At 36.8% G+C, this 21,503-nt stretch carries 20 protein-coding genes; 12 read left to right on the plus strand and 8 right to left on the minus strand.

What is annotated here, in order from left to right; translation table 11 throughout:
- Positions 1-4 precede the first annotated feature (4 nt).
- The 4 genes from AC57AW_RS11490 to AC57AW_RS11505 all read right to left on the minus strand — a co-directional run bounded on the left by AC57AW_RS11490 (position 5) and on the right by AC57AW_RS11505 (position 5,359).
- Positions 5-2,815 (minus strand): TonB-dependent receptor, encoded by a 2,811-nt coding sequence (locus AC57AW_RS11490; RefSeq protein WP_496351984.1) that lies wholly within the window; start codon positions 2,813-2,815, stop codon positions 5-7.
- Positions 2,816-3,039: 224 nt separating this feature from the next.
- Positions 3,040-3,576, minus strand: coding sequence for a TetR/AcrR family transcriptional regulator (locus tag AC57AW_RS11495; protein ID WP_496351985.1), 537 nt, complete (start codon positions 3,574-3,576; stop codon positions 3,040-3,042).
- A 53-nt stretch (positions 3,577-3,629) separates the two neighbouring features.
- A complete protein-coding gene (locus AC57AW_RS11500) occupies positions 3,630-4,343 on the minus strand; it encodes a hypothetical protein (protein ID WP_496351986.1) in 714 nt (237 codons plus the stop codon).
- A 134-nt stretch (positions 4,344-4,477) separates the two neighbouring features.
- Complete coding sequence (locus tag AC57AW_RS11505; protein ID WP_318847837.1) at positions 4,478-5,359, minus strand: cupin-like domain-containing protein; 882 nt, start codon at positions 5,357-5,359, stop codon at positions 4,478-4,480.
- A 237-nt stretch (positions 5,360-5,596) separates the two neighbouring features.
- Here AC57AW_RS11505 and AC57AW_RS11510 point away from each other — a divergent pair, with 237 nt between their 5' ends.
- The 4 genes from AC57AW_RS11510 (at position 5,597) to AC57AW_RS11525 (ending at position 9,061) form a co-directional block, all read left to right on the plus strand.
- A complete protein-coding gene (locus AC57AW_RS11510) occupies positions 5,597-6,898 on the plus strand; it encodes an Ig-like domain-containing protein (protein WP_496351987.1) in 1,302 nt (433 codons plus the stop codon).
- A gap of 368 nt (positions 6,899-7,266) precedes the next feature.
- Positions 7,267-8,178, plus strand: a complete 912-nt coding sequence (locus AC57AW_RS11515; protein WP_496351988.1) for a hypothetical protein — start codon at positions 7,267-7,269, stop codon at positions 8,176-8,178.
- Complete coding sequence (locus AC57AW_RS11520) at positions 8,165-8,800, plus strand: ABC transporter ATP-binding protein (RefSeq protein WP_496351989.1); 636 nt, start codon at positions 8,165-8,167, stop codon at positions 8,798-8,800. The genes AC57AW_RS11515 and AC57AW_RS11520 overlap by 14 nt, the downstream gene beginning before the upstream one ends.
- Before the next feature lie 96 nt (positions 8,801-8,896).
- Positions 8,897-9,061 carry a bacteriocin-like protein gene (locus AC57AW_RS11525; protein ID WP_496351990.1) on the plus strand — a complete coding sequence of 55 codons (165 nt, stop codon included), beginning with the start codon at positions 8,897-8,899 and terminating at the stop codon, positions 9,059-9,061.
- 52 nt (positions 9,062-9,113) lie between these two features.
- Here the strand turns inward: AC57AW_RS11525 and AC57AW_RS11530 are convergent, their stop codons facing one another.
- Complete coding sequence (locus tag AC57AW_RS11530) at positions 9,114-10,256, minus strand: MFS transporter (RefSeq protein WP_496351991.1); 1,143 nt, start codon at positions 10,254-10,256, stop codon at positions 9,114-9,116.
- A gap of 109 nt (positions 10,257-10,365) precedes the next feature.
- Between AC57AW_RS11530 and AC57AW_RS11535 the strand changes: the two genes are divergently transcribed.
- The 4 genes from AC57AW_RS11535 to AC57AW_RS11550 all read left to right on the plus strand — a co-directional run bounded on the left by AC57AW_RS11535 (position 10,366) and on the right by AC57AW_RS11550 (position 13,002).
- Positions 10,366-10,722, plus strand: a complete 357-nt coding sequence (locus tag AC57AW_RS11535) for a winged helix-turn-helix transcriptional regulator (protein WP_047384292.1) — start codon at positions 10,366-10,368, stop codon at positions 10,720-10,722.
- Positions 10,723-10,773: 51 nt separating this feature from the next.
- Positions 10,774-11,769, plus strand: coding sequence for an MsnO8 family LLM class oxidoreductase (locus AC57AW_RS11540; RefSeq protein ID WP_496351992.1), 996 nt, complete (start codon positions 10,774-10,776; stop codon positions 11,767-11,769).
- Between the two features lie 52 nt (positions 11,770-11,821).
- On the plus strand, positions 11,822-12,376 hold the full coding sequence (locus AC57AW_RS11545) for an AAA family ATPase (RefSeq protein WP_496351993.1): 555 nt from the start codon (positions 11,822-11,824) through the stop codon (positions 12,374-12,376).
- Positions 12,377-12,438: 62 nt separating this feature from the next.
- Entirely contained in the window at positions 12,439-13,002 is a 564-nt protein-coding gene (locus AC57AW_RS11550; protein WP_496351994.1) for a DUF6624 domain-containing protein, read from the plus strand.
- On the opposite strand, the gene AC57AW_RS11555 is transcribed toward AC57AW_RS11550, so the two are convergent.
- The 3 genes from AC57AW_RS11555 to AC57AW_RS11565 form a co-directional block, all read right to left on the minus strand.
- Positions 12,999-13,340: a YciI family protein gene (locus AC57AW_RS11555; RefSeq protein ID WP_496351995.1), complete on the minus strand. Its 342-nt coding sequence runs from the start codon at positions 13,338-13,340 to the stop codon at positions 12,999-13,001. The genes AC57AW_RS11550 and AC57AW_RS11555 overlap by 4 nt on opposite strands.
- 100 nt (positions 13,341-13,440) lie before the next feature.
- Positions 13,441-13,776, minus strand: coding sequence for a nuclear transport factor 2 family protein (locus AC57AW_RS11560; protein ID WP_496351996.1), 336 nt, complete (start codon positions 13,774-13,776; stop codon positions 13,441-13,443).
- Positions 13,777-13,864: 88 nt separating this feature from the next.
- Complete coding sequence (locus AC57AW_RS11565) at positions 13,865-14,998, minus strand: tetratricopeptide repeat protein (protein ID WP_496351997.1); 1,134 nt, start codon at positions 14,996-14,998, stop codon at positions 13,865-13,867.
- A 171-nt stretch (positions 14,999-15,169) separates the two neighbouring features.
- Between AC57AW_RS11565 and AC57AW_RS11570 the strand changes: the two genes are divergently transcribed.
- From AC57AW_RS11570 to AC57AW_RS11585, 4 genes are all read left to right on the plus strand, one after another.
- Positions 15,170-15,673, plus strand: coding sequence for a DinB family protein (locus AC57AW_RS11570; RefSeq protein ID WP_496351998.1), 504 nt, complete (start codon positions 15,170-15,172; stop codon positions 15,671-15,673).
- A 72-nt stretch (positions 15,674-15,745) separates the two neighbouring features.
- Positions 15,746-17,512: a S41 family peptidase gene (locus AC57AW_RS11575; protein ID WP_496351999.1), complete on the plus strand. Its 1,767-nt coding sequence runs from the start codon at positions 15,746-15,748 to the stop codon at positions 17,510-17,512.
- Positions 17,513-18,068: 556 nt separating this feature from the next.
- The gene (locus AC57AW_RS11580) at positions 18,069-20,231 is read left to right on the plus strand and encodes a type VI secretion system Vgr family protein (RefSeq protein ID WP_496352000.1); all 2,163 of its coding nucleotides are present in this window, start codon (positions 18,069-18,071) and stop codon (positions 20,229-20,231) included.
- A 6-nt stretch (positions 20,232-20,237) separates the two neighbouring features.
- On the plus strand, positions 20,238-21,497 hold the full coding sequence (locus AC57AW_RS11585; RefSeq protein ID WP_496352001.1) for a tetratricopeptide repeat protein: 1,260 nt from the start codon (positions 20,238-20,240) through the stop codon (positions 21,495-21,497).
- Positions 21,498-21,503 lie beyond the last annotated feature (6 nt).

The raw sequence follows: 21,503 nt of genomic DNA on the forward strand, positions 1-21,503 counted from the left end.
GTATTTAAAAATCAAATTTCACTCCCATTGTAAACCTTGGTCTGTAATATTCAGCCTGAGCGGTTCTGCTTTGAATTCCCTGATAGTATCTTAACGGTTGATTGGTAAGATTATTGGCTTCTGCAAAAATTCTGAGCTGGCTTGTAATCTTGTAGGAAGCATTGGCATCAAGGAAAAACTGTTTGTCATAATAACGGTCGTCAAAGGCTTTTCCTCCCAGTTCATCAATATAATGAGACGCATAGTTCATAGAAACTCTGGCTGAAAAACGTTTGTTTTCCCATGAAAGAGATCCGTTGAACATATGAGGAGCCGCTCCCGGGAACCCTACATCTGTTCTTTCAACACCTTCTTCATTGGTGATTCCTTTTGCTTTGGATTTGGTGTAAGTATAGTTTACATACACTCCAAGTCCCTTCCAGAAAGCTCCTGGAATAAAATCAAGCTGTCTTTGCAACGCCACTTCAAACCCATAAATATCTACATTGTCACCATTACGCTGCTGGGTAAACTTCCAGTTGCTTTCTCCCGCAGGAATGGGGTTGGACTGTCCTGCAAAATCGTTAGCAAAATCATTCGCCGTATAATTTCTTTGGGAATACGTGTAAATAAAGTTATTCAGGTTTTTATAAAAAATACCTCCCGAAAGTATTCCCACAGACTTAAAATACTTTTCTGCCATAAAATCAAAATTATATGCATAGGTTGCTTTTAAGTTTGGATTTCCGGCAGCTACAATCTCGTCTTCTGAAATAACATTCAGATAAGGGACTAATGAATAATAATTCGGGCGGGCAAGAGCTGTGGTAAATGCTGCACGAAGCACAAGATCCTGTATCGGAACATATTTGAAGGAAATATTCGGAAGAACATTCGTATACGTATTTGTATTATTGATTTTTCCTACCAGATCTTCTTCATTCATTACATAATTTCCGGTGTAATCGATGTTGGTTGTTTCAATACGCGCTCCAACGATCATGGATAATTGATCATTGAAATCCTGATCCCAACGGATATAACCTGCATAGATCTGCTCCTTTGCATTGTAATTGCTTGAAAGATATTTCTCAGGCTTTAATTTACCATTAAACAAAGTAGGATTGAATAAATCCAGCCCTCCAAGGAAAGAAGGGTCAACAAATGTTCCCGGAACATAATTTCCAGGCTGGAAGTTCTGACCGTCAAGATGTACTGTTGGAACAGATAAAAGGCTTCCCATAGTGTTCACAGGAGTAAAAGCATAGAAATCATTTTCTCTTTCTTTCTTCTTCAAACGCATACGAAAACCAGTACGAAGACGTCCTTTCTGGCCATCAATTACTGAAAATGGAAAACGGACATTCACTTTTGCGCCCAGTTCCTTTTCCTGTGTAAAGTTGTTGGCATCCGAAAGATCACTCAATTTATAACTTCCTAAATTATCAGCGGCAAGCAGATTGAACATTGGTTTTTCAGGATTGCTAAGGTCAGGAGAGAAATTCATTTTACTGTTTTCAAACTCTATATAACGCTGATGCGGCTTATCTTCGCTGGCGATGGCATAGTTTACCGACCAGTCTAGATCTACTTTAGAACCTAATAAATGTTCTCCTCGTAAAGCATAGTTCTGAACTTTCTGTTTTTCAAGACGGGTATTGTCATTATCAGCAGCACCGCCTTTGTTTTGTCTTGTGATACTTCCTTTCCAATCTGTAATCTCGGTTTCATCAGCATTGTATACAGGTTTGATCTTATATCCCAAAGCAAATCTGTTTTCTTTATCATTTCTGAAATTGTACATCGCAGAAGCATAGATTTTGTTTTTGGAATTGAATTCATAATCCATATTGAGATCAAAACTGTGTCTGATACGGTGTTCATTATAAGATCGAATTCCCATTTTGCTTACATAAACGGTCTTCGCAGGATCATTCGCCTGGCTCCATACAGGTTCTATATTGTCCGAACCAAAATTATTGTTGTTATAAGAAAAACTGAATACAGCGCCCAGTTTTTTGTCTAAAAACCGATTTCCGTACACAAATCCTGCAGTATAATTTCCTTTTTCACGGATTGGATTGTATCCTCCGGCAACGGTTACAGAAATCCTTTGTCCGTTCGGGGAAGCTCTGGTAATCAGGTTTACAGAACCTCCGATGGCATCGGCATCCATATCCGGAGTCAGGGTTTTATTAACCTCAATCGTGGAGATCATGTCAGAAGGAATCAGGTCCATCTGCACATTACGGTTATCTCCTTCAGCAGAAGGAATTCTGTCACCATTCAGGGTAACAGAGTTAAGGTTGGGAGCAAGTCCTCTGATAATAAGATTTCTGGCTTCTCCCTGGTCATTCTGTATGGTAACTCCAGGAACACGTTTCAAAGCATCCCCGATATTCGCATCCGGAAAACGTCCGATCTGATCCGAAGAAATGACATTGGTAATATTGGCGTTGTTTTTTTGCTTGTTTAAAGCTCTTGCCTGATTTTTTAAGGTGGCTCCTGACACTACAATTGCAGCAATAGAGTTTTCTTTTTTGTCGAAAATAATATTCTGGCGGGTATTTTTCTCAGACTCCACTGTTACATTGTATTCATGTACGCCATATCCAAGATAATCAATTTTCATGGTATAACTTCCCGGGGGAACATTCAGGAAGACAAAGTTTCCGTGTTCATCTGAGGTTGTATAAATATTCCCCGGACTCAAGGAGATTTTGGCTCCCGGCAGGGCAATTTTCGAGTCGTCATTAATGTTTCCGGAAAGAGAACCGGTCTGTGCATAGAAAAAAATAGAGGCACAAAATAAAACAGATGTAAAAATTTTCTTCACTTTTCCTTTTTTAGATAACAATCACCACAAAATTAAACGACTGTTTGGAAAAGAAGTTGAAGAGAAAATTAAATGTTTCTTAAGAATTGTTAATATAGAAAGATAAAAGATAAAAGATAAAAGATAAAAGATCTTGTCGTTAAAATTCAATAGAGGTGGGCTTTAACCCGCCTTACAAATTATAAATAATTCTATTGGCTTTAGCCCAAACCTAGAATTTTCGTTTAGTCAGGAGTACTCAATAGATCCTGCACGATGATTTTAGACTTTTCGATTAATTCATTGGATCTGTAAAGCTGGCTGGTAAGTATTGAACTTTCAAAAAGAAGATAGATATGTGCTGCTGTAACATCGTTTTGAATATCTTCATTGAAACATGCTCTCAGCTTGTTTTTATGATAACGGATTACCTTGTGAATCTCTTCTTTATCGGCCGGAATTTCAGATAAAATATTCAGAAAACTGCATCCTCTGAAGTCTTCTCTTTTATTCATATCAATCAAAAAATCAAACGATTTTAGGATTTTTTCCTGCACTGTTTTGGTATCTGACGTGAATTGTTCAAGCTCAGAAGCCCAGTAGTCGTATCTTTTATTAAGAAATTCAATACAAAGTTCATCCTTAGACCTGAAATGCTGATAAAAACTTGCTTTTGAGACCTCTGCATCTTCAATGATCTGATTGATCCCTGTATTGTTGTAGCCCTGTCTATGGAAGAGGACCATAGCGGTGCTTAGTATTCTTTCGCGAGGTCGGGGCATAATTTAAGATATCCCACAAATGTAAACAAAATATGAACAGATTGGTGCATTTTTTAAATAAACCCTCTTGCATAATACAGCTGTATAACGAAAAACAACAGCGTGAAAAACCAGACGATATAAGGATGATAACTGAAATTATTCTTCAGAATGTAATGCAAAGCCTTGAAAAGTTTGAAAACACCAATAAAACTAATGATAATAAAAGCAAGGAAAGCTATAAAAAAGATATAATCTCTGGTTTCATAGCTGGTTACTTTCCCAAGATGATCCAGATAAGATTCCACATTAATGGTCTGCCCTGAAAACATGGCCGAAATGATCACTATAAAAAATGGAGTAGATGTATATACGGTTGTATAAATGAAAGAAAAAAGGAGGGTTCGGAAAGCAACTGTATTTACCTTCTCCTTTTTGTACCATAATAAGGCAACACTGAATAGTACTGCAGTAATATTATTCATCAGAAATACAAACAGGGCTTTTTCTACCATGCTTAATCCCTTGATCTTTGAAATAATATTGTGTTCACCACCGTAATCCATCAGAAGTACAGAGATAATAACAGAGGTATAAACGGAAAGTTTGATAGGTGATAGGTGATCCTGGAACCGTTCAATCTCTTCTTTTTCCATCTCATGTACAGAAAGATCATAGCAACGGCGGGGATCCTGAAACAATTTGAAAATGGTAACCGGAACCAACAATATTTCAATAATAATCTGCAGACACAGCTTCTCAAAACTATCGATTAACTTTTCAAACATATACTGGGTATTAAGGGAACGCAGTATGCAATTTAATTAAATTTTAAACGATATCTTAAAAAATTAAAGTCTCTAAACAAAAAAGAGGATGATTGTAATAAACCATCCTCTTTTATGAGTATAAATTCTTCCTGTTATTTAGGAAGTCCTCTTTTTAATGCATTATTAGCAATTTCTACAGCTTTTCTTTCTTTCCAGTCCATATACCTTTTTTTGTATCGTCCTTTCATGAAATTATCAAAATTACGCTGCACGGCAAGGTTCCAAAGAGAATGTGCTTTTACAGCCCAGCTTTTGTCCCATGCACGCAGAGAAATAGAGAAAGATCCATCCAGATATTTCATCCAGTGCCACCATCCTGTAGGCATGAATAATGTATCTCCATGTTCCAGGAAGCATTCAATTCCTTCAATACCATCCAATGCCGGGAATTTTTCGAAATCAGGATTGGAAATATCATAATCTTCCAGTGCATAGGTAGCATATGGGAGTTTATAAAGTCTTGATTTCCATTTATATTCGAATAGCATGACATGTTTTCTTCCATTGAAGTGGGTGTGGAAAATATGAGGCATGTCTATATCATAATGAAGGAAGGTTACAGAACCTTTACCTCCGAAAAACATACTCGGATATTTATCTAAAAATCCACCCATCAGATTCTTTGGCGGAACATAATCGTCCAAAAGTTTTGGAGCAAATTTTATAGGATCAAAGAAAAAGATTCTCAGATCAGTAGGCTCCTTTTGGATAAGATCAACATAATCGCTAAAAGGCATTTTCGTAGTCGGAGTATTAATAGGAGCGGCAGGATCTGCTTTGGAACTGTCGTAAAGGGGAACTTCAACGTCGCCAACCACTTCTTTCATATACTCCATCGTCCATTTCTGGTAGGCAGGCCATTTTCTAGCCATATTTTTGATTACCACTGGCTTACATGGCTTTAGATATTTTTCACGGAAATCTTCTTGTGAAATGTCATCTACAATATCAATTGGTTTAAGGATTATTCCCATTTGTTCAAATTATTAAGCTAAAGTATTAAATATTTACGACAATAAAAATGGAAAGAAATAAAATTATTTGGAATTAATATAAATAAATGACGGAATACCTATTCTGACCTCTTTTTTGTAGAGTTATTGCAATAGATTTTTAGCGTCTCTGCTTCTGAAATATACAGTGTTTATACTGGAAAATGATTGTTGTGAAATATAATAATTGTGTGTATCATTGTGATATTAAAAAGAACCATGAAAAGTTTCACTACAATCATTTTTTCACTTGTATTTGCAAGTGCTTTTTCACAGAAATCAACTAAAATTTTTACTTCAGATATTGACAATTTTTGGGTGGCCTATGACAGCATTCAAAAGACAAATGATCAGGCCCAAAAACTGGATTTGATAAAAAAACTGTATACAGACAAAGGAACAGAAGGCTTAAAAGCCTTTATGAAAGCCAGAGATTATAATGATACTGTATTTGTAAACCTCATTGATAAGTACCCTAAGTTCTGGAATTCTATCAGACCCAATACCCTGGCGATAAAAACCAAAACAAATGAACTGGAAGCCAGCGTTGTCAGGCTGAAGGAACTCTATCCCAAACTTAAAGAAGCTGAGATGTATTTTACGATAGGCGGACTTAATTCCGGAGGAACAGTAAGTGGAAATAAGGTATTGGTAGGTGCTGAGCTTGCTACCGGACTTTCGTCTACAGATGTTTCAGAGTTTCAGGATGATTGGCTGAAGGGTGTTTTTGCAATGCAGTCTCTGGATAATATTGTCTCTTTAAATGTTCATGAATATATCCATACCCAGCAGATTGGAGACCGTAGAAGAGTTCTAAGCCAATCTATCAAAGAAGGAGTATGCGATCTGATTGCTGAACTGGTCATGAATAAACCTTTAGAAAGAAAATACCTGTCTTATGGAACAGCACATGCCGCTGAGGTGAAGGATTTGTTTAAAAAAGAAATGTTTACTGGTAATTTTGCAAACTGGCTGTATAACGGGAGAAAAAAAGGAGAAAGTGCCGATCTGGGATATTATGTAGGGTATGAGATCTCTAAATCCTACTACCAGAACGCAAAAGATAAAAAACAGGCAGTAAAAGATATTATTGAACTGAATTACAATAATGATAAAGCTGTTGAAGACTTTCTCACCAAATCAAAATTTTTCAAAGAAAAAATTGATAAGCAAAAACTGATCAGAGAATATGAGAAAAATTTACCCTATGTTGTAAAAACAGAACCTGCAAACGGTTCCGTACATGTAAGTGCTGATACCAAAGAAATAAGAATTACCTTTTCAAAAGAAATGGTTCCCCAAAGCTATTCCATTAATCTTTCCGATAAAGGAAAAGAGTATTTTCCAATTACCAAAATAATAGGAATGGAAAATAATAACAGCACATTGGTTCTTTCAGCAGATCTGAAACCGGGGAAGGAGTATGAATTTGTACTGACGAACAAAAGTTTCGCTTCTAAAGACGGGTATCCCCTGAGAGATGAAACGCTTTTGGTGAAATTTAAAACAAGTGATAAATAGTTTGACCATCATGAATGATAACCAGCTTTTGTATACGGTTTCGATCGTTTGTTTCTTGGTCATTATTGTAACCTTCTGGCACAATCGGAAGTTTGGTGGTTTTAATATGATACTGTTCTGCTTATACAATTCAGTATTATATTATCATTTAATCTATGACAGCAGTGGAGGAACAGGTCTTGTTTGGTGGTTTTTTCTGCTTGTTTTATCAGGGTGTCATATGCTGGGGCTTTTGATTTATTTTGTAGTAATAACTATTATCAAAGACAAACGTTTACGTAAAAATCAGGATTTGAAATAAGGAAGTATCCCTTAAAAAGCATTTACCTTTAAATTAAAATAGAGGATTAAAAGATAACTGTAAAACCTTGAATAAATTATTTAACCATTTAAGATTCAGATTTTATCAAAGTTTCAGGCTGCTAAACCTGAATCCGAGAGCGGGTGTACCTGTTCTGATTATTCTGGGCGTTCTGATGGCCATGAAGATGCCCGAAAGTTTTTATTATCCACCTTTATTTTTTATACTGGTATTACTGTTTCACTATGAAAGAAAGGACATTCCTTTCCTTAAAAAAGTCTTTGTCAAAAGCTGGCGGTGGGTCATTGTACTGGAAGCGGTATTCATTTACAGTATTTTGCTATGCGGAAATATTCATTATACATTTGAGAAAACCGCATTACTTTCACTGCCGATGTTTGTCTTACTGGCTTTTATCACTCCAAGAACCCAACCCTTGATGACATTTCAGTGGAACTTTATTCCTGATGATTTATTTGAATGGAAGAGCTTTCTGAGAAAAAACACTTTGCTGGCAGTTCTGGGATTCGTCATTCTATGGTGCTCAGCTTATCACCTTGTGACTCTTATTCTTGCGGGAGTTTTTGCATTGGATTATATCTCACATCTTTACGAGCCTAATGAAAATAAAGAAATGCTGGAAATGTATTTCAAAAAATATACTTTAAAAGAGAAACTCAGAAGAAATTCTCTGCTTTTCAATGCTTTACTGCTGCCAACATACTGTCTGTTTCTGATTCTGAACCCTGCTGAAAGTTTATACATACTTTATTATTTTGCCTTTATGAACCTGTATTTTATGCTGATTCTGACCCGAAAATATAAGAATTATCATCATAAAGAAAAGAGCAATTACTATACGATAGGTGTTTTTATTGAGTATATCATATGCAGTATCATCATTATTCCAGCGGTATTCCTGTTGAAAAAAAATATAAAAGAAGCATCTCAAAATATCAGAACTTATGTTGGAGATTAAAAATATACATGTTCATTTTAAAAATCAGAATGTTTTAAACCATCTGAACCTATCCATTGAAGAAGGTTGCATATTGGGACTGCTTGGGAGAAATGGAGCTGGAAAGACCACTCTGTTCGAGTCTCTGTATCAAAGTATTCCATTCTCCGGAGATATTATCTGGAAGAACGAACGGTTGAAGCGTGAAATGATTTCTTATCTGGAAACCGAAAACTATTTTTACCCTTACATTACGGGAGAAGAATATCTTGCTTATTTTACTTCAAAAAAAGAAGTTGAAATCAAGGAAATTATTGAAAAATTTAATCTTCCGATGAAAAAATATGTGCAGTACTATTCCAGCGGAATGAAGAAAAAACTGGCTCTTATCGGAATGCTGATGCTGGATAAACCTATTAATATCCTGGATGAACCCTTCAATGGGGTAGATTTTGAAGGCGTTCACATCCTTTATGATATTATCAGACAGCTGAAATCCGAAAACAAAATAGTCATTGTAAGTTCCCATATTATTGAAACTCTTTTTCATACCTGTGATAAAATCGCTTTTCTGCAAAACGGTAACATTGAAAAGATCTATGAAAAGGAGGAATTCAGCCAATTGAATGCACTTAAATTCTAGACAGGATTTTAATTTAATACTATTTAACATTCACGAGTAAGTATCTTCAATGATTTTTTTATTAAATTAGGTTTTCAAACTAATAACTTATTTATTATGAAAAATTTAAAGAAAATCGAAAGAAAGAATTTAAAGTCAATCACTGGAGGCCGTCCGGCTGCAGAAAGTGAATGTATTGCATGTGGCTGCCCTACATCAGTATGTTATTATAAAAATGGAAACGGCGGCGGCGGAGGCTGTGGTGACCTCAGATGTGCATAAAGATTCTTATAAACAAACCTTCCGAACATCGGAAGGTTTTATTTTTTCTGTATTAAAGCTTAGTTTCTGAATATTTTCTTTTGATAAGTAACATGATGAGAGCCAGAATCAACCCTATAATGCTTGACCACACTATATTTTCGATGCCATAATGAGCAATCCAGAATCCTCCGAAAAGTGTACCTGCTGTTACAGCGAAATTCCCGCAAGAAGTAAAAATACTATTGATAAACTCAGAAGAATCTGAAGAAGAGGTCACATTGATATTGCTGATCAGAAATCCTCCGGAATGAACCAGTCCCCAGCATCCAACAATCCAGATCATAGGTACAAAATGGCTCCCGTAATACCAGATCAACAGATGGATGCCGGATAATACGATCAAAAATAAAAGGGTTGTCTGAAACGGGAACCTGCTCGTATATTTTCCTGCAATTTTATTCCCAATAATTCCTGCCATCCCAAATAAGAAAAGCATCAGGCTGATCTGTTTTCCATTCATCTGCGTTATATTCTTTAAAAAATCAGCCATATAACCGTAAGTAGAATACATGGCAGCAATAGTGAAAAATGCAAGGAAAAGCCCGATCCACAAGTGTTTATTACGAAATATCTGACCCGGAAATCCTGTTGAAGCCCCGGTTTTACTCTGAATAGGTGGTAAATAGATCCAAACACCTGCCAGAGCGACCGCATTAATAAAAGCCGTAAGCAAAAAAGAAGACTGCCAGGAAAACAGATCAGACATCAAAGCAGCCAATGGAACACCTAGTACAGTAGCCAGGGTAAGTCCCGAAAAAATAATGCTTACGGCCTTTGACTTTTCTTTGGGATCTAACATTTCTCCTGCTGTGGATAAAGCAATTGACCAGTATACCGGATGGAAAAATGCAGGAATCATTCTGACAGCAAGAAGCAGATAAAAATGAGTGATATATGCCGAAAGAACATTCGCTGTCACAAAAATTAACAACGAAAAAATAAGCAGACTTTTTCTTTTGAAAGAATACAGTGCCAGCAGCATAAAAGGACCGAAAACAGCAACGATTAACGCAAAAGCACTCAACAGCCATCCAGCTTTTTCAATGGAAACCCGGAACGCTGAAGCTATTTCAGGCAATACACCAATAACTCCAAATTCTGTGGTTGTGATTCCGAAAACACCAAGTGCCAGTACATAAAGATTTCTGTTCATTTTCATTATTTTTTTTGCAAATTTGCAGAATAGACTATCAGAAAACTATATACTTACCTTTTAGTTCTATACTTACCTTTTTGATAGTGTCAATAAAAAAACGATTATTATGCCTCAATTTTTCCACGATAAAAGACTCTATTATACCCCAATTGAATTCGCATTAAGCCATATTGGAGGAACCTGGAAAATGCCTATTTTGTGGCGACTACAGGAGAAACCCCTCCGTTTCAGTGAACTTAAAAAGGATATTCCTCATATTACAGACAAAATGCTGACCAGCCAGCTGCGCGAACTGGAAGCCAAAGATATGATCCATCGTGAAGTATTTCCCGTAGTACCGCCGAAAGTGGAGTACAGTCTTACAGAGAAAGGGAAAAAAGCCATTCCGGTTATTGAAACCATTATGCAGTTTGGCTACGACCTGATCAAAGATGAAGGAATTGTTTTTCCGCCTAAAGAATAAGAAGAGTATATTCCCTTTTTTCATACCTTCACCTAAAATTTATTCTGTAGTATGAAGCTGAAATTAGGGATTTTAGACCAGTCTCCTGTAACAATGGGCAGCAATGCAGCCTCTGCACTGGAGAACAGTGTCAATCTTGCTTTACTGGCTGAAGAAACAGGCTTTCACAGCATCATGTATTCCGAACATCATGGAGTAGAAGCCTATGGTAGCTCCAGTCCTGAACTTTTAGCAGCAATTATTCTCAGTAAAACCCACCGTATCAAAATAGGGACAGCCGGAATTATGATGCGAAACTATTCTGCCTATAAAATTGCGGAATGGGCAAAAATGCTGTCTACCTTATATCCTGAACGTTTTATTCTCGGATTGGGAAAAGCTCCCGGAGGTTTGAAAGATGCTGTCATGGCACTTAATAATCATAAACCGGTAGTTTTATCAAACATGGAAACGAAACTGGAAGAGATTATTCAATTGATCCGTGATGGAGAAGGAATTTATGAAGGACTTATTGCGCAGCCTACCCATTTACAGTATATTCCTGAAATCATGTGGCTGGGATCAGGAATGACTTCAGCAAAAGAAGCTGCTAAACATGGGACAGGGTATTCTTTCGCTGCTTTTATGAACAGTGAGAACGGAATGGAAAATACAGAAGCTTATCTTAAAGAATTTGATGGCACTCAATATTTTTCGCAACCTTCTTTGCAGTTGGCAGTTGCGGTATCAGTAGCAGTTACTATTGAAGAAGCCAGACGGAATGCTTATGGAATGGCCTACCAATTTTTACAATCCCGTCAATTAGTCAGTCCCAATGCTGTTCTTTCTCCCGAAGTCATAGAGCAGAAGGTTTTGGGAACTAAAGATGAAGATGAGTTTTTCACCTTTTTAGAAAGAATTATCATAGAAACGCCACAGTCTGTGGGGCAGAAATTACAACAGGTTTCAGAAAAATACAATACGGATAATCTCTTGATATTGTGTAATATGTACCGGGAAGAAGATCGTATTTACACCTATAAAAGTATCATTAAAAATAACAAGTAAGCCCTGCAGGAAACCTGAGGTTTCGGGCTGTATTTAAAAATAATTCAAACCGATGAAGCAGGATATTTCAAAATTATATATCATTACAGGCGGTCCGGGAGCGGGAAAAACAACGCTGTTGGATGAATTAAACAAATACGGATTGACAACAGTTCCGGAGGAAGGCAGGAGAATTATAAAAGAACAGATGGAGTCCGGTGGAGAAGGACTTCCATGGCTTAACAAAAAGCTTTTTGCCAGTCTGATGTTTGAAGAATCGGTGGAAACCTATCTGGAAATCAATCAATCCGCCCATTTGAAACCCGTTTTCTTTGACCGTGGAATATGGGATACGCTGGGGTATATGAGGCTTGAAAATATTCCTGTTCCGGAAGTAATGATAACAAAAGCCAGAGAAATGGTTTATAATAACCATGTTTTTATTCTTCCCCCATGGAAAGAGATTTATGAAAATGATCCGGAAAGAAAACAAACCATTGAAAAAGCGGCCCTTACTTTTGAATGTATGAAAGAAATTTATCAGGAATATGGCTTTACTGTCATTGAAGTACCGAAAGTTACTGTAGAAATGAGAGCGCGTTTTATCCTTGAGAGAGTTTTGATGTAAAACTAAAATAAGCACAGCTGAGGACTATCCTTTATCAACAACCAATTATCATTTATTATAGTATGGACAAATTCCCATTTGAAAAAGAACTGATCGAACTTGCTGAGAAAGATCTGACTGTAAGAGGAGAGCTGCTCGCTGCTGGAAAACTATCCGGAGGTTACCATCCCGAGATGGAAAAGATTCATAAAGCTAATTCCCATCGGCTTCGGGAAATTATAGCAGAAATAGGATTTCCAACCCTCTCAAAAGTCGGTGAAAAAGGAAGCAATGCTGCATGGCTGATTATCCAGCACGCTATTAGTGAGCCTCAGTTTATGAAAGAATGCTGTACCATGATGGAGGAAAACAGCAGTGATATTAGTCCGATACATAAAGCTTATTTATACGACCGGATTCAGTTCTTTCAAAGCAAACCTCAAAGATATGGAACACAGCTTACCGCTGATGGAATGGTATATCCTGTAGAAAACAAAGAAGCTTTAAACGAAGAACGTGAAAAAGTAAACCTTCCGCCGTTAGCATTGGCAGAAATCAACAAAATTCCGGAACCTGAAGACATTCCGGAAATAGATGATAAAAATGTTGAATATACAGTTTGGAGAAAAAAAGTAGGCTGGATTTAATTGATCTTCAGAATTTCACGAACCTCAATATTTCCTCCAATTTTAAAAATAGGATTTCCTTTAGCCATTTCTACTGCTTCATCAATAGATTCTGCCCGTACAATAATATATCCGCTGATGAATTCCTTGATTTCAGTATAAGGACCATCTGTTACAATATGATCCGGTTTTACCGTTTTTGCAGTTCCCGGTGCGGGCAAAAGAGTATTCCCCTTATCTACAAGTTTGTTTTGTGCAGCAATGCTTCCCAGCCAACTCAGGCGTTCCTGAATCTGCTCCGGGGAGGGTTTAAAATCAGAAATATCTTTCAGCCTGAAGATTAATGCAAATTCTTTCATAATCAGATTCTTTATTTACATGACGATTAAGACATAAGAATGGGGACAGTATTTTAAATTTGCCCTTTAGTTTTTGCTTAAATGTAATATTCAGCATTTTTTATTTATCCAATAAAGGTCTTGGGTCAAACAAAACTTTTAATGAATGAATCTTTCCATCTTTGATCTGGTACCATCCGGAAGCTTCTATCGCTTGCTCTCCCATGTCAATAGTATACCAGAAACATATATCTTCGCCAGATGTAAAAGCTTTCAGAATTTCATATTTAAACTTCATCTGCTTCATATCTTTGATGTAAACCGAAGCATTATCCCTTTTTCCCAATACTCCGATAAATTTAAAATCAGGATCAAGACAGCTTTCTGCCTTATCAAAATTTTCTTCATTTAAATATTGAATAAACTGTTCCGCCACATTTTGGGTTATATTGTCCATAAATATTATTTTTTTGTTGAGTACAAAATTAGCCGTTCATAAGATGCTTCACCTGTGACTATAATCACAAAATGACTCGGATTTTTTATTATTTTAAAACAGGAATCCTGGCCTTAGCATACGCAATCTGATCTTTTTCCTTTTCCTGATCCGGACGGTTTTTAAGATACATCTGATAGTAGATGGCTGCATTTTTAGGCTGTTTCAGATTTAAATCATAAAGAAGACCTAAACGGTAATAAATAATATTACTGCTGCCAAAAGTTAATCCTCTTTTATAGGCTGTTAACGCATCATTATACTGATTTTTGGATTCATAAATGCCCGCCAGAGCTGCATAATAAAGAGTGGTATGATCTGAAATAGCTTCATCAATAGTCTTTTGTGCATAGATGGCAGCATTGTTATAATCTTTCAGTTCACGATAACTTAAAGCCATAAAATATAATGTGCCTTCGTTTTGCACTCCCATATCTTCCAGTACTTTATAAAGGCTGATGCATTTCTGATAATCTTTTACATAAAAATAAGCTTGTCCCATATCATTTATTATATTCACATCAGTATGGTTTTTCAGGAGCTTTTCACCAATTTCAATTACTTCTGAATATTGGGCAAGTTGATTGGCTACAGGTAATAACGCCTGTTGTAAAGTGAAATTTTCAGGGTCAGAAGCAATGGCTGTTTTCAAAACATCATACGCAGGCTGGTATTGTTTCAAACCATTGTAGGTGAGAGAAAGATCATAAGCCACATCAGCATCCGTAGAATTCAGAGAGTTAGCTTTTTTTAAATAATTGAGTTTGGACTCAGGAGTGTCTGCATAGGCTGCGAGTTGCTTATAAGCACTGAAATTGAGACTGTCCAGTTGAATAATTTGTTGAAGATAGGTCTTGGCATTGGTTGCATTGCCACGTCTGGAATTGATGCTTGCCAGACTAAATAGAGTAGGCAGGCTGTTCGGTTGTATGGTGTTGATTTTTAGATAATTTTTTTCTGCTTCCGGAAGTTTTCCTGCCATCATATTACAGTAAGCTATTTGCGAAAGAGCTTTTATATCCTGTGTATCTCCGGGATATATGCTTTGAAGATATTTTGCAGCATCGGCATAACGCTGTGTTTCATAATATTCAAGAAGCTTTTCAGTATCAATTTTTGCTGACTGGGCAGTGATATTGTTAAAGCCTAATAGAATGATGCACAAGCAAATTCCTATTTTCATCATGGTTATTTTTAACTAAAATATTGGATATTTAATAAGCAGCCAAATTTCACACTCACTTATTGGGTGTTTTTTTTATTTTTATGAATAATTTATAATAAAATCAAAAATTTCTCTCATTAGATTTCTTACATTCATCCTACCAAACAGATCAGACAAGTCCCAATAGATATGGAAATAAAAACAGTACAATCATTCATTGATTATTATGAAAAAATAAGAGAAAGAACCAACAGAATTATTGCAGTTGTTCCTCCTGAGTACATAGATTTTACCTATAAGCCCGGGAAATTTACTATTGGTGATCAGATAAGACATATTGCCACTATAGAACGCTATATGTATGGAGAAACCATTACAGGAAAGAAAAGTGCTTATCCGGGATGTGGAAAAGAACTGGCTGATGGCTATGAAAATACCGTGAAGTTTTTCAATGAGATGCACAGACAAACGTTGGAAATTATCAGTGATCTTTCTGATGAAGATCTTACCCGTAAATGTTTAACTCCGGCCAACAGTGAAATCTCCGTATGGAAATGGCTCCGCGCGATGATAGAACACGAGATTCATCACAGAGCAGAATTATACATCTATCTGAATCTTCTGGATGTAAAAACACCACAGATCTACGGGTTTTCTGCCGAAGAAGTTCAGGAGCTGAGTGTGAAACTATAAGTTGAAACGGGATTTTGAAGAGTTTCAATCCGTTGGGGTTAATTTGTATATTAGCCTATTCAAAAAATAATAATGACCAGACCTTTCATCATTCCTCTTTTATTTTTTCTAAACAATGCCTATGCACAAACCCATTCAGAGCTGAAACCGGGAGATACTCTAAAATATTCTCCCCAATCTCATAAAGCTTCCTGGATCTCTGTACAGTCCGCAGATGCTAATCTTGGAGTTGCCCTGTTTACAGATGGAAAAAAGGTAAAAGAACAGGATGATTCCAGAGGGATAAAGAGCGTTGAACGCTTCTATTTTACCCCGGAAAAAGGAAAAAAATATGAACTTAAAATCTGGGCCAAATCTTATGTTGAAAAAAGTAAAACGGCCAAAGTTTCCATTACAGAATCCAAAAAGGTGTCAGTTCTGGAGGGGCAGTTTACTCCGGATCAGTTGGTAGAAGATCTTCATACATTCCGTTCTATCAGAGAAAAAGCAAACTCCGGACTTTATGTATATAGAACAAGAAAGCAAATTGACAGTATTTACCAACAGGCTGAGGAAGAAGCAAGAAACAGCAAAAATATTTTTGATTTTTATAAGGTAATTGCAAAGGTTACCGGATTTGAAGGAAGCTGTCATAACTATACAGATCTTCCCAATCATGCCTCTTATTATCTCACACAGAAACCGGAATATTTACCTATTACTTTAAAGAATATTGACGGACGTCTTCTTCAGGACTCAAAAGACAATGAATTACCTCTGGGTGCTGAAATACTTTCCATCAACGGAGTTTCTGCAAAAGAAATGATCAGCCGCTTTTCTCAATATTATTTTTCTGACGGATATTCAGTTCCTTATAAAGAAACAACAGGTTTTGAAAGAGGAATGATGGATAAATTTTATATCGAATTCGGAACTCATAAAAACTATGTCATCAGTTACAAATGGAACGGAACCATAAAAGAAGTGTCGCTGCCGGGAATATCATTGGAAAACTTTAAAAAACTTCAGGATTCAAGACATTCGCTTGCCTTTGACAAAAAACTGCTGTCTGAAAAATACAGCCTGAATAAAGAAGGAGATGGAATCTATCGTTTGTCCTTGAGAGGATTTGATTTTGCCACAGGGAAAGACGATCCTGCCTATAAAAAATTCAGTATTTTTCTTGAGCAGATGATGGACACTCTGGAACGAGAAAAAATAGAAAACCTGATCATTGATCTCAGGGGAAATACCGGAGGTACGGGAGCCCTTTATGAAAAAGTATTCTCTTACCTTACACCAAGACCTTTCCGTGACAGTCAATATGCCTATACCAACTTTAATGAAGTGCCTATGGAAGAGAAACTGGTCATAACATCTCTTTTTCTTTCCAATGGAGTACAGGATAAACATGGCTTGAATGCCTATCTGAAACAGCTTTATCCAAAGGGGGTTCAAAGAAAATATTACTGGGCTGATGATAAAAACCCTGCAATTTTGCCTAATGCCAGAACTTTTAAAGGACAGCTTTATCTGCTTGCCGACCAACGCGTTGCTTCTGCAGCTTCACATCTGGCTTCACTGATTAAATCTTACACCAATGCCATTGTAATTGGGAAAGAAACAGTGGGTGGATATTATGAGCATAACGGCCATCTTCCACTGGTATATGAACTTCCCAATACCGGTATTCAGACCGGATTCTCTATTGTGCATGTCATTCAGGATGCACAGAATCTTCCCGACCAAAAAAGAGGGCAGGGAATCATTCCTCACATTCAGATACAGCAGACCGATCAGGAATTTCTGGATCAGACTGATGTTTATATGAAAAAAGTATCAGAATTGAGAAAACAGTAAAAACGATTTAATTTTTTAATATAAAGACCAGCCGTAAATTCATTATTTGCAGCTGGTTTTTTTATTGTTGAACTTCGGTATTATTTTATCTTATTTCTATTTTAAGTGATAAATTTTTTGTTTTTATTTATTAAAAACTGTTAAATATCCATTTGATAAAGAGTTATTTATTTCTATTTTTTAATCATTTATTTTGGAATTATTAATGGAAAGTCGTAGAACTACTACAAAATTTAAGATTACCTATAGAAAATTTTTTGGATAGAGATTAGCGTTTTATCTTTGTAATACCACCAATCAACTACAAAAAAAATAATAATGATTACAATTTGCCTATCATCACGATAAACTAAAGAAAAACCTAAAATTCAACAGGGAGTAAAGTAGATACAACTGCTTTACCTTTTTACTTATTATTCTATACCCTGTTTTTGATCTCCTTATCCGGATTTTATTCTTGTAATGAAAACGGATAACGAAAATGTATCTGAACTTTTTGCTCAGGTAGATTTTAGCCTTAAAAATTTGACACCCAATCAATCAAAATATTACAACTATGTTTCAGGACGATCATTCATCAAAAATGCCTGTTTCCAAAGATAAAATTCCAGCTGTAAATAATCTAAAAGATACTCTCAAAGATCAGGCAGTAAGCAAAGCTGCCCAGAAAGTACAGGAGAAATCTAGTGGGACTATTAAAAAAGCTACAGAAAAAATGGTTCAGGCACAGGCTTACACCGGAATGGTTCAAAGCGGTTCCCAAATGTTTATGAACCAGGTTAAACAGCCTAATCCACCTACATTGGTAGAAGACAAAGTATGGTCAAAACAGCCTACTTCCGGGATCTATAACGCCAATACAATCCCTGGTAATCAGGTAGCAGGAATCAACCGTGTGATAAAGCTTGAAATTGTAATTGACGGAAAAGTAATCAAACATTTCAAACATTTTCAGCTAAAACAAAGTGCTGTAAAACATCATGAGTTCGATCTTATGCTGGCTCACGATACTCTGGGAAGCTCGGAAAATCATAATCTGGAAGAAGCTCAGAACTTTCTGGGAAAAAGAATTACAGTGATTTTCAGATACAAAGACGTTGAAGACGGTCCTGAAAGAAACTTTGTAGGGGTCATCACCGAAGTAGGTTTCAGTCAGGAAAAAGGAAGTCTGGGAAATATTGTTCTTACAGGGTCAAGTCCCACTGTTCTTTTAGATGCAGCTCCTCACATTCAGAGTTTTGGCGGAGCACAGGAAATCAGCCTGAACAGTATTGCAGATCAAGTTATTAAAGAAGGGCTTGGACAGAATTCCTTTGATTTCAGAGTTGATGCCGCACACGGAAACATTTCATATAGCTCACAATATGAAGAAACCCATTACAACTATCTGGCAAGAATAGCAGAAGCATATGGAGAACAATTTTATTATGATGGTGAAGTTCTGCATTTCGGGAAACTTCCACCCCAGGAAAAGCCTGTAAAACTTACCTACGGAAGCAGTGTGAGTGACGTAAAGATCAAAATGAAAGCGCAGCACGTAAATCCGTCATTTTATGGATATAACAGCAGTAAAAATGAAAAATTAACAGCAGGGAATTCTAAAATTACCCATACTTCAGATATTGCTAAAAGAGCTTATGAAATTTCAGAAAAAACTTTTACTACTCCTTCATTAAGGGTAGCTCCAATAAAAGCAGTGTCTTTTATGGATGTGGAGAACTCTCAGAAAGGAACAGCAGGAAGTAAAGCTTCAGAAGTATTTGTTATTTCAGGGATTACAACAGTACCATTCCTGTATCCTGGCTGTATTGCTGATATTGAAATGCGGAAAGCAGAAAGCAGTGAAACCACCTATTTCACCAAACTGATGATTATAGATATGTATCATGAGGTGGATGCAAGAGGATATTATACCGGAACATTTGAGGCAATAGCTTCTGACACAGGATTTATTCCCCGTCCGGAGTTTCATATACCAAAAGCAGATGCACAATTTGCCAAAGTAATTTCTAATACAGACCCTTTGAACCAAGGAAGAGTAAAAGTTCAGTTTGACTGGCAGAATGGCTCTACCACTACAGAATATATCCGGGTAATGACTCCCGATGGTGGTGGAAGCGAGAAAGTAAGCAAAAACCGTGGCTTTATGGCTATTCCGGAAGAAGGAGATCAGGTAGTGGTCAACTTTGCCCATCAGCATCCTGACCGTCCGTTCGTGATGGGAGGAATGTTCCATGGCGGAGTTGGCGGCGGCGGCGGAACCGGAAATAACATCAAAAGCTTGAGCAGTAAAAGCGGACATACCATGAGTCTGGATGATGCCGGAGGAATTACGGTAAGAGATAAAGACCAAAATTCCGTTTTTCTGGATGGTGCAGGAAATATAAGTATAGATAGTAAAATTTCCATTACCCTGAGCTGTGGAAGCAGTTCTATTTATATGGATAAAGATGGAAATATTCAAATCAAAGGAAAAGAAATATTTGTACAAGGGGTTAACATCGGAGTTGGCGGAACTACAAGTATCGGCGTTGGAGTAGGTCCTGAAGATGGTGATCCTACTTCCGGAATCGGAATAAAATCGGATACCCTGAATATCGGAACCAAAACCCTTTCTATGAGAGGAGATACCGAAGCCAATCTCAGCAGTGGAGGAAAAATAAATGTAGGCGGCGGAAGTGAAACAAATATTGTAAGTGGAACTGTAAAACTGAATTAAAAGCAGATGAATCCAGTAGATTTGGAGTTGGTAAAATTAAAAAGACAATGGCAGAAAGTCGTTTCAAAGAACGAAGAAAAACCTATGCTCATCTGCATAGGAGAAAAACATGAAACCGATCTTTTTGACGGATTTATCAAGTCGAAACTTTCCGAAGATGAAGAAGGAGATGATATTTTTTTACTTCATTATCAGGAATTTAACGGGATGAGTTCTTTCGGACAGACTTTACTGGATGAATGGACAGAGTTCTACGAAATGTTGAAAAAAAGTGAAGAAGATATTCCGCAATGGGACTTAAAAGATCCGGAACAGGCTTTTAAAACTGATGCGTACAAAGCATTTTATCCTTTGCTGGAATTAAAGAAAAACTTCCCGAATATTAAGGACTCCAAAATCTACCTTTACATTGCTCCGCTCAGGATAAGCGATACTGAAGAGCTGTCTCTCTGGGTGAAAGAATGGTGCAGGATGTGTGAAATCTCGGAAAATAAAGATATTAAACTGGTCTGGGCAGAGCATCATACCTATAGAACGTTATCACGAATTTCTTCATCGCACAGCTTCAGGGTAGAAGTAGATATTCATCAGTTAATGCAGAATACGGCAGCGCATACTAACCGGAAGAAAAACAGCCCGGATACAGATTTTCAGCAGCAGATTCTTATAGCGAGTAATCATTTAAGCAAAGAAAGATTCAAAGAAGCGGAACACGCCTTGAAAACAGCAGTGAAGCTGGCTAAAGAACAAAAAAATAAACAAGGAGAGATCTCTGCCTATTTTATGCTTACCCAGGCATATACAGCCGACAAAAAAAAAGACAGGGCAGAAGATACTTACCAAACCATATTTGATGAAGTAGAACCTGACTCGCCTTTGGAAGTTCAGATGTATATGAACTACGGTAGCCATCTGTTAGGAAATTCCAAAAAATCCAAAGCAGAAAAAATATTTGAAAAAGCTGCTGAAGCCGCACAAAAGATAGGAGAATATGCGATGGCTATTGAATGTTATAGAATCATTGGAACATTGAATGATACTCTACTGACAAAAGATAAAATGATAAGGTATTTTGAGAAATGCCTCGACATAGCAAAATTAATGGACCCTTCAATACGGGAACAAAGCAGCCTGCGGTTTGTAGCCTCAATGCTGATTCTCAAATACGAAGGTGATCATGATAAAAAAACATTACTGGACAATGAAATGAAGACTTATTTTGGTGATGACTGGAGGGTAAGTGTAGAAAGGCCAAAAGCAGGGTAATCTCAA

It is taken from the genome of Chryseobacterium sp. BGA-UO-ETr-SB22 (assembly GCF_059567885.1).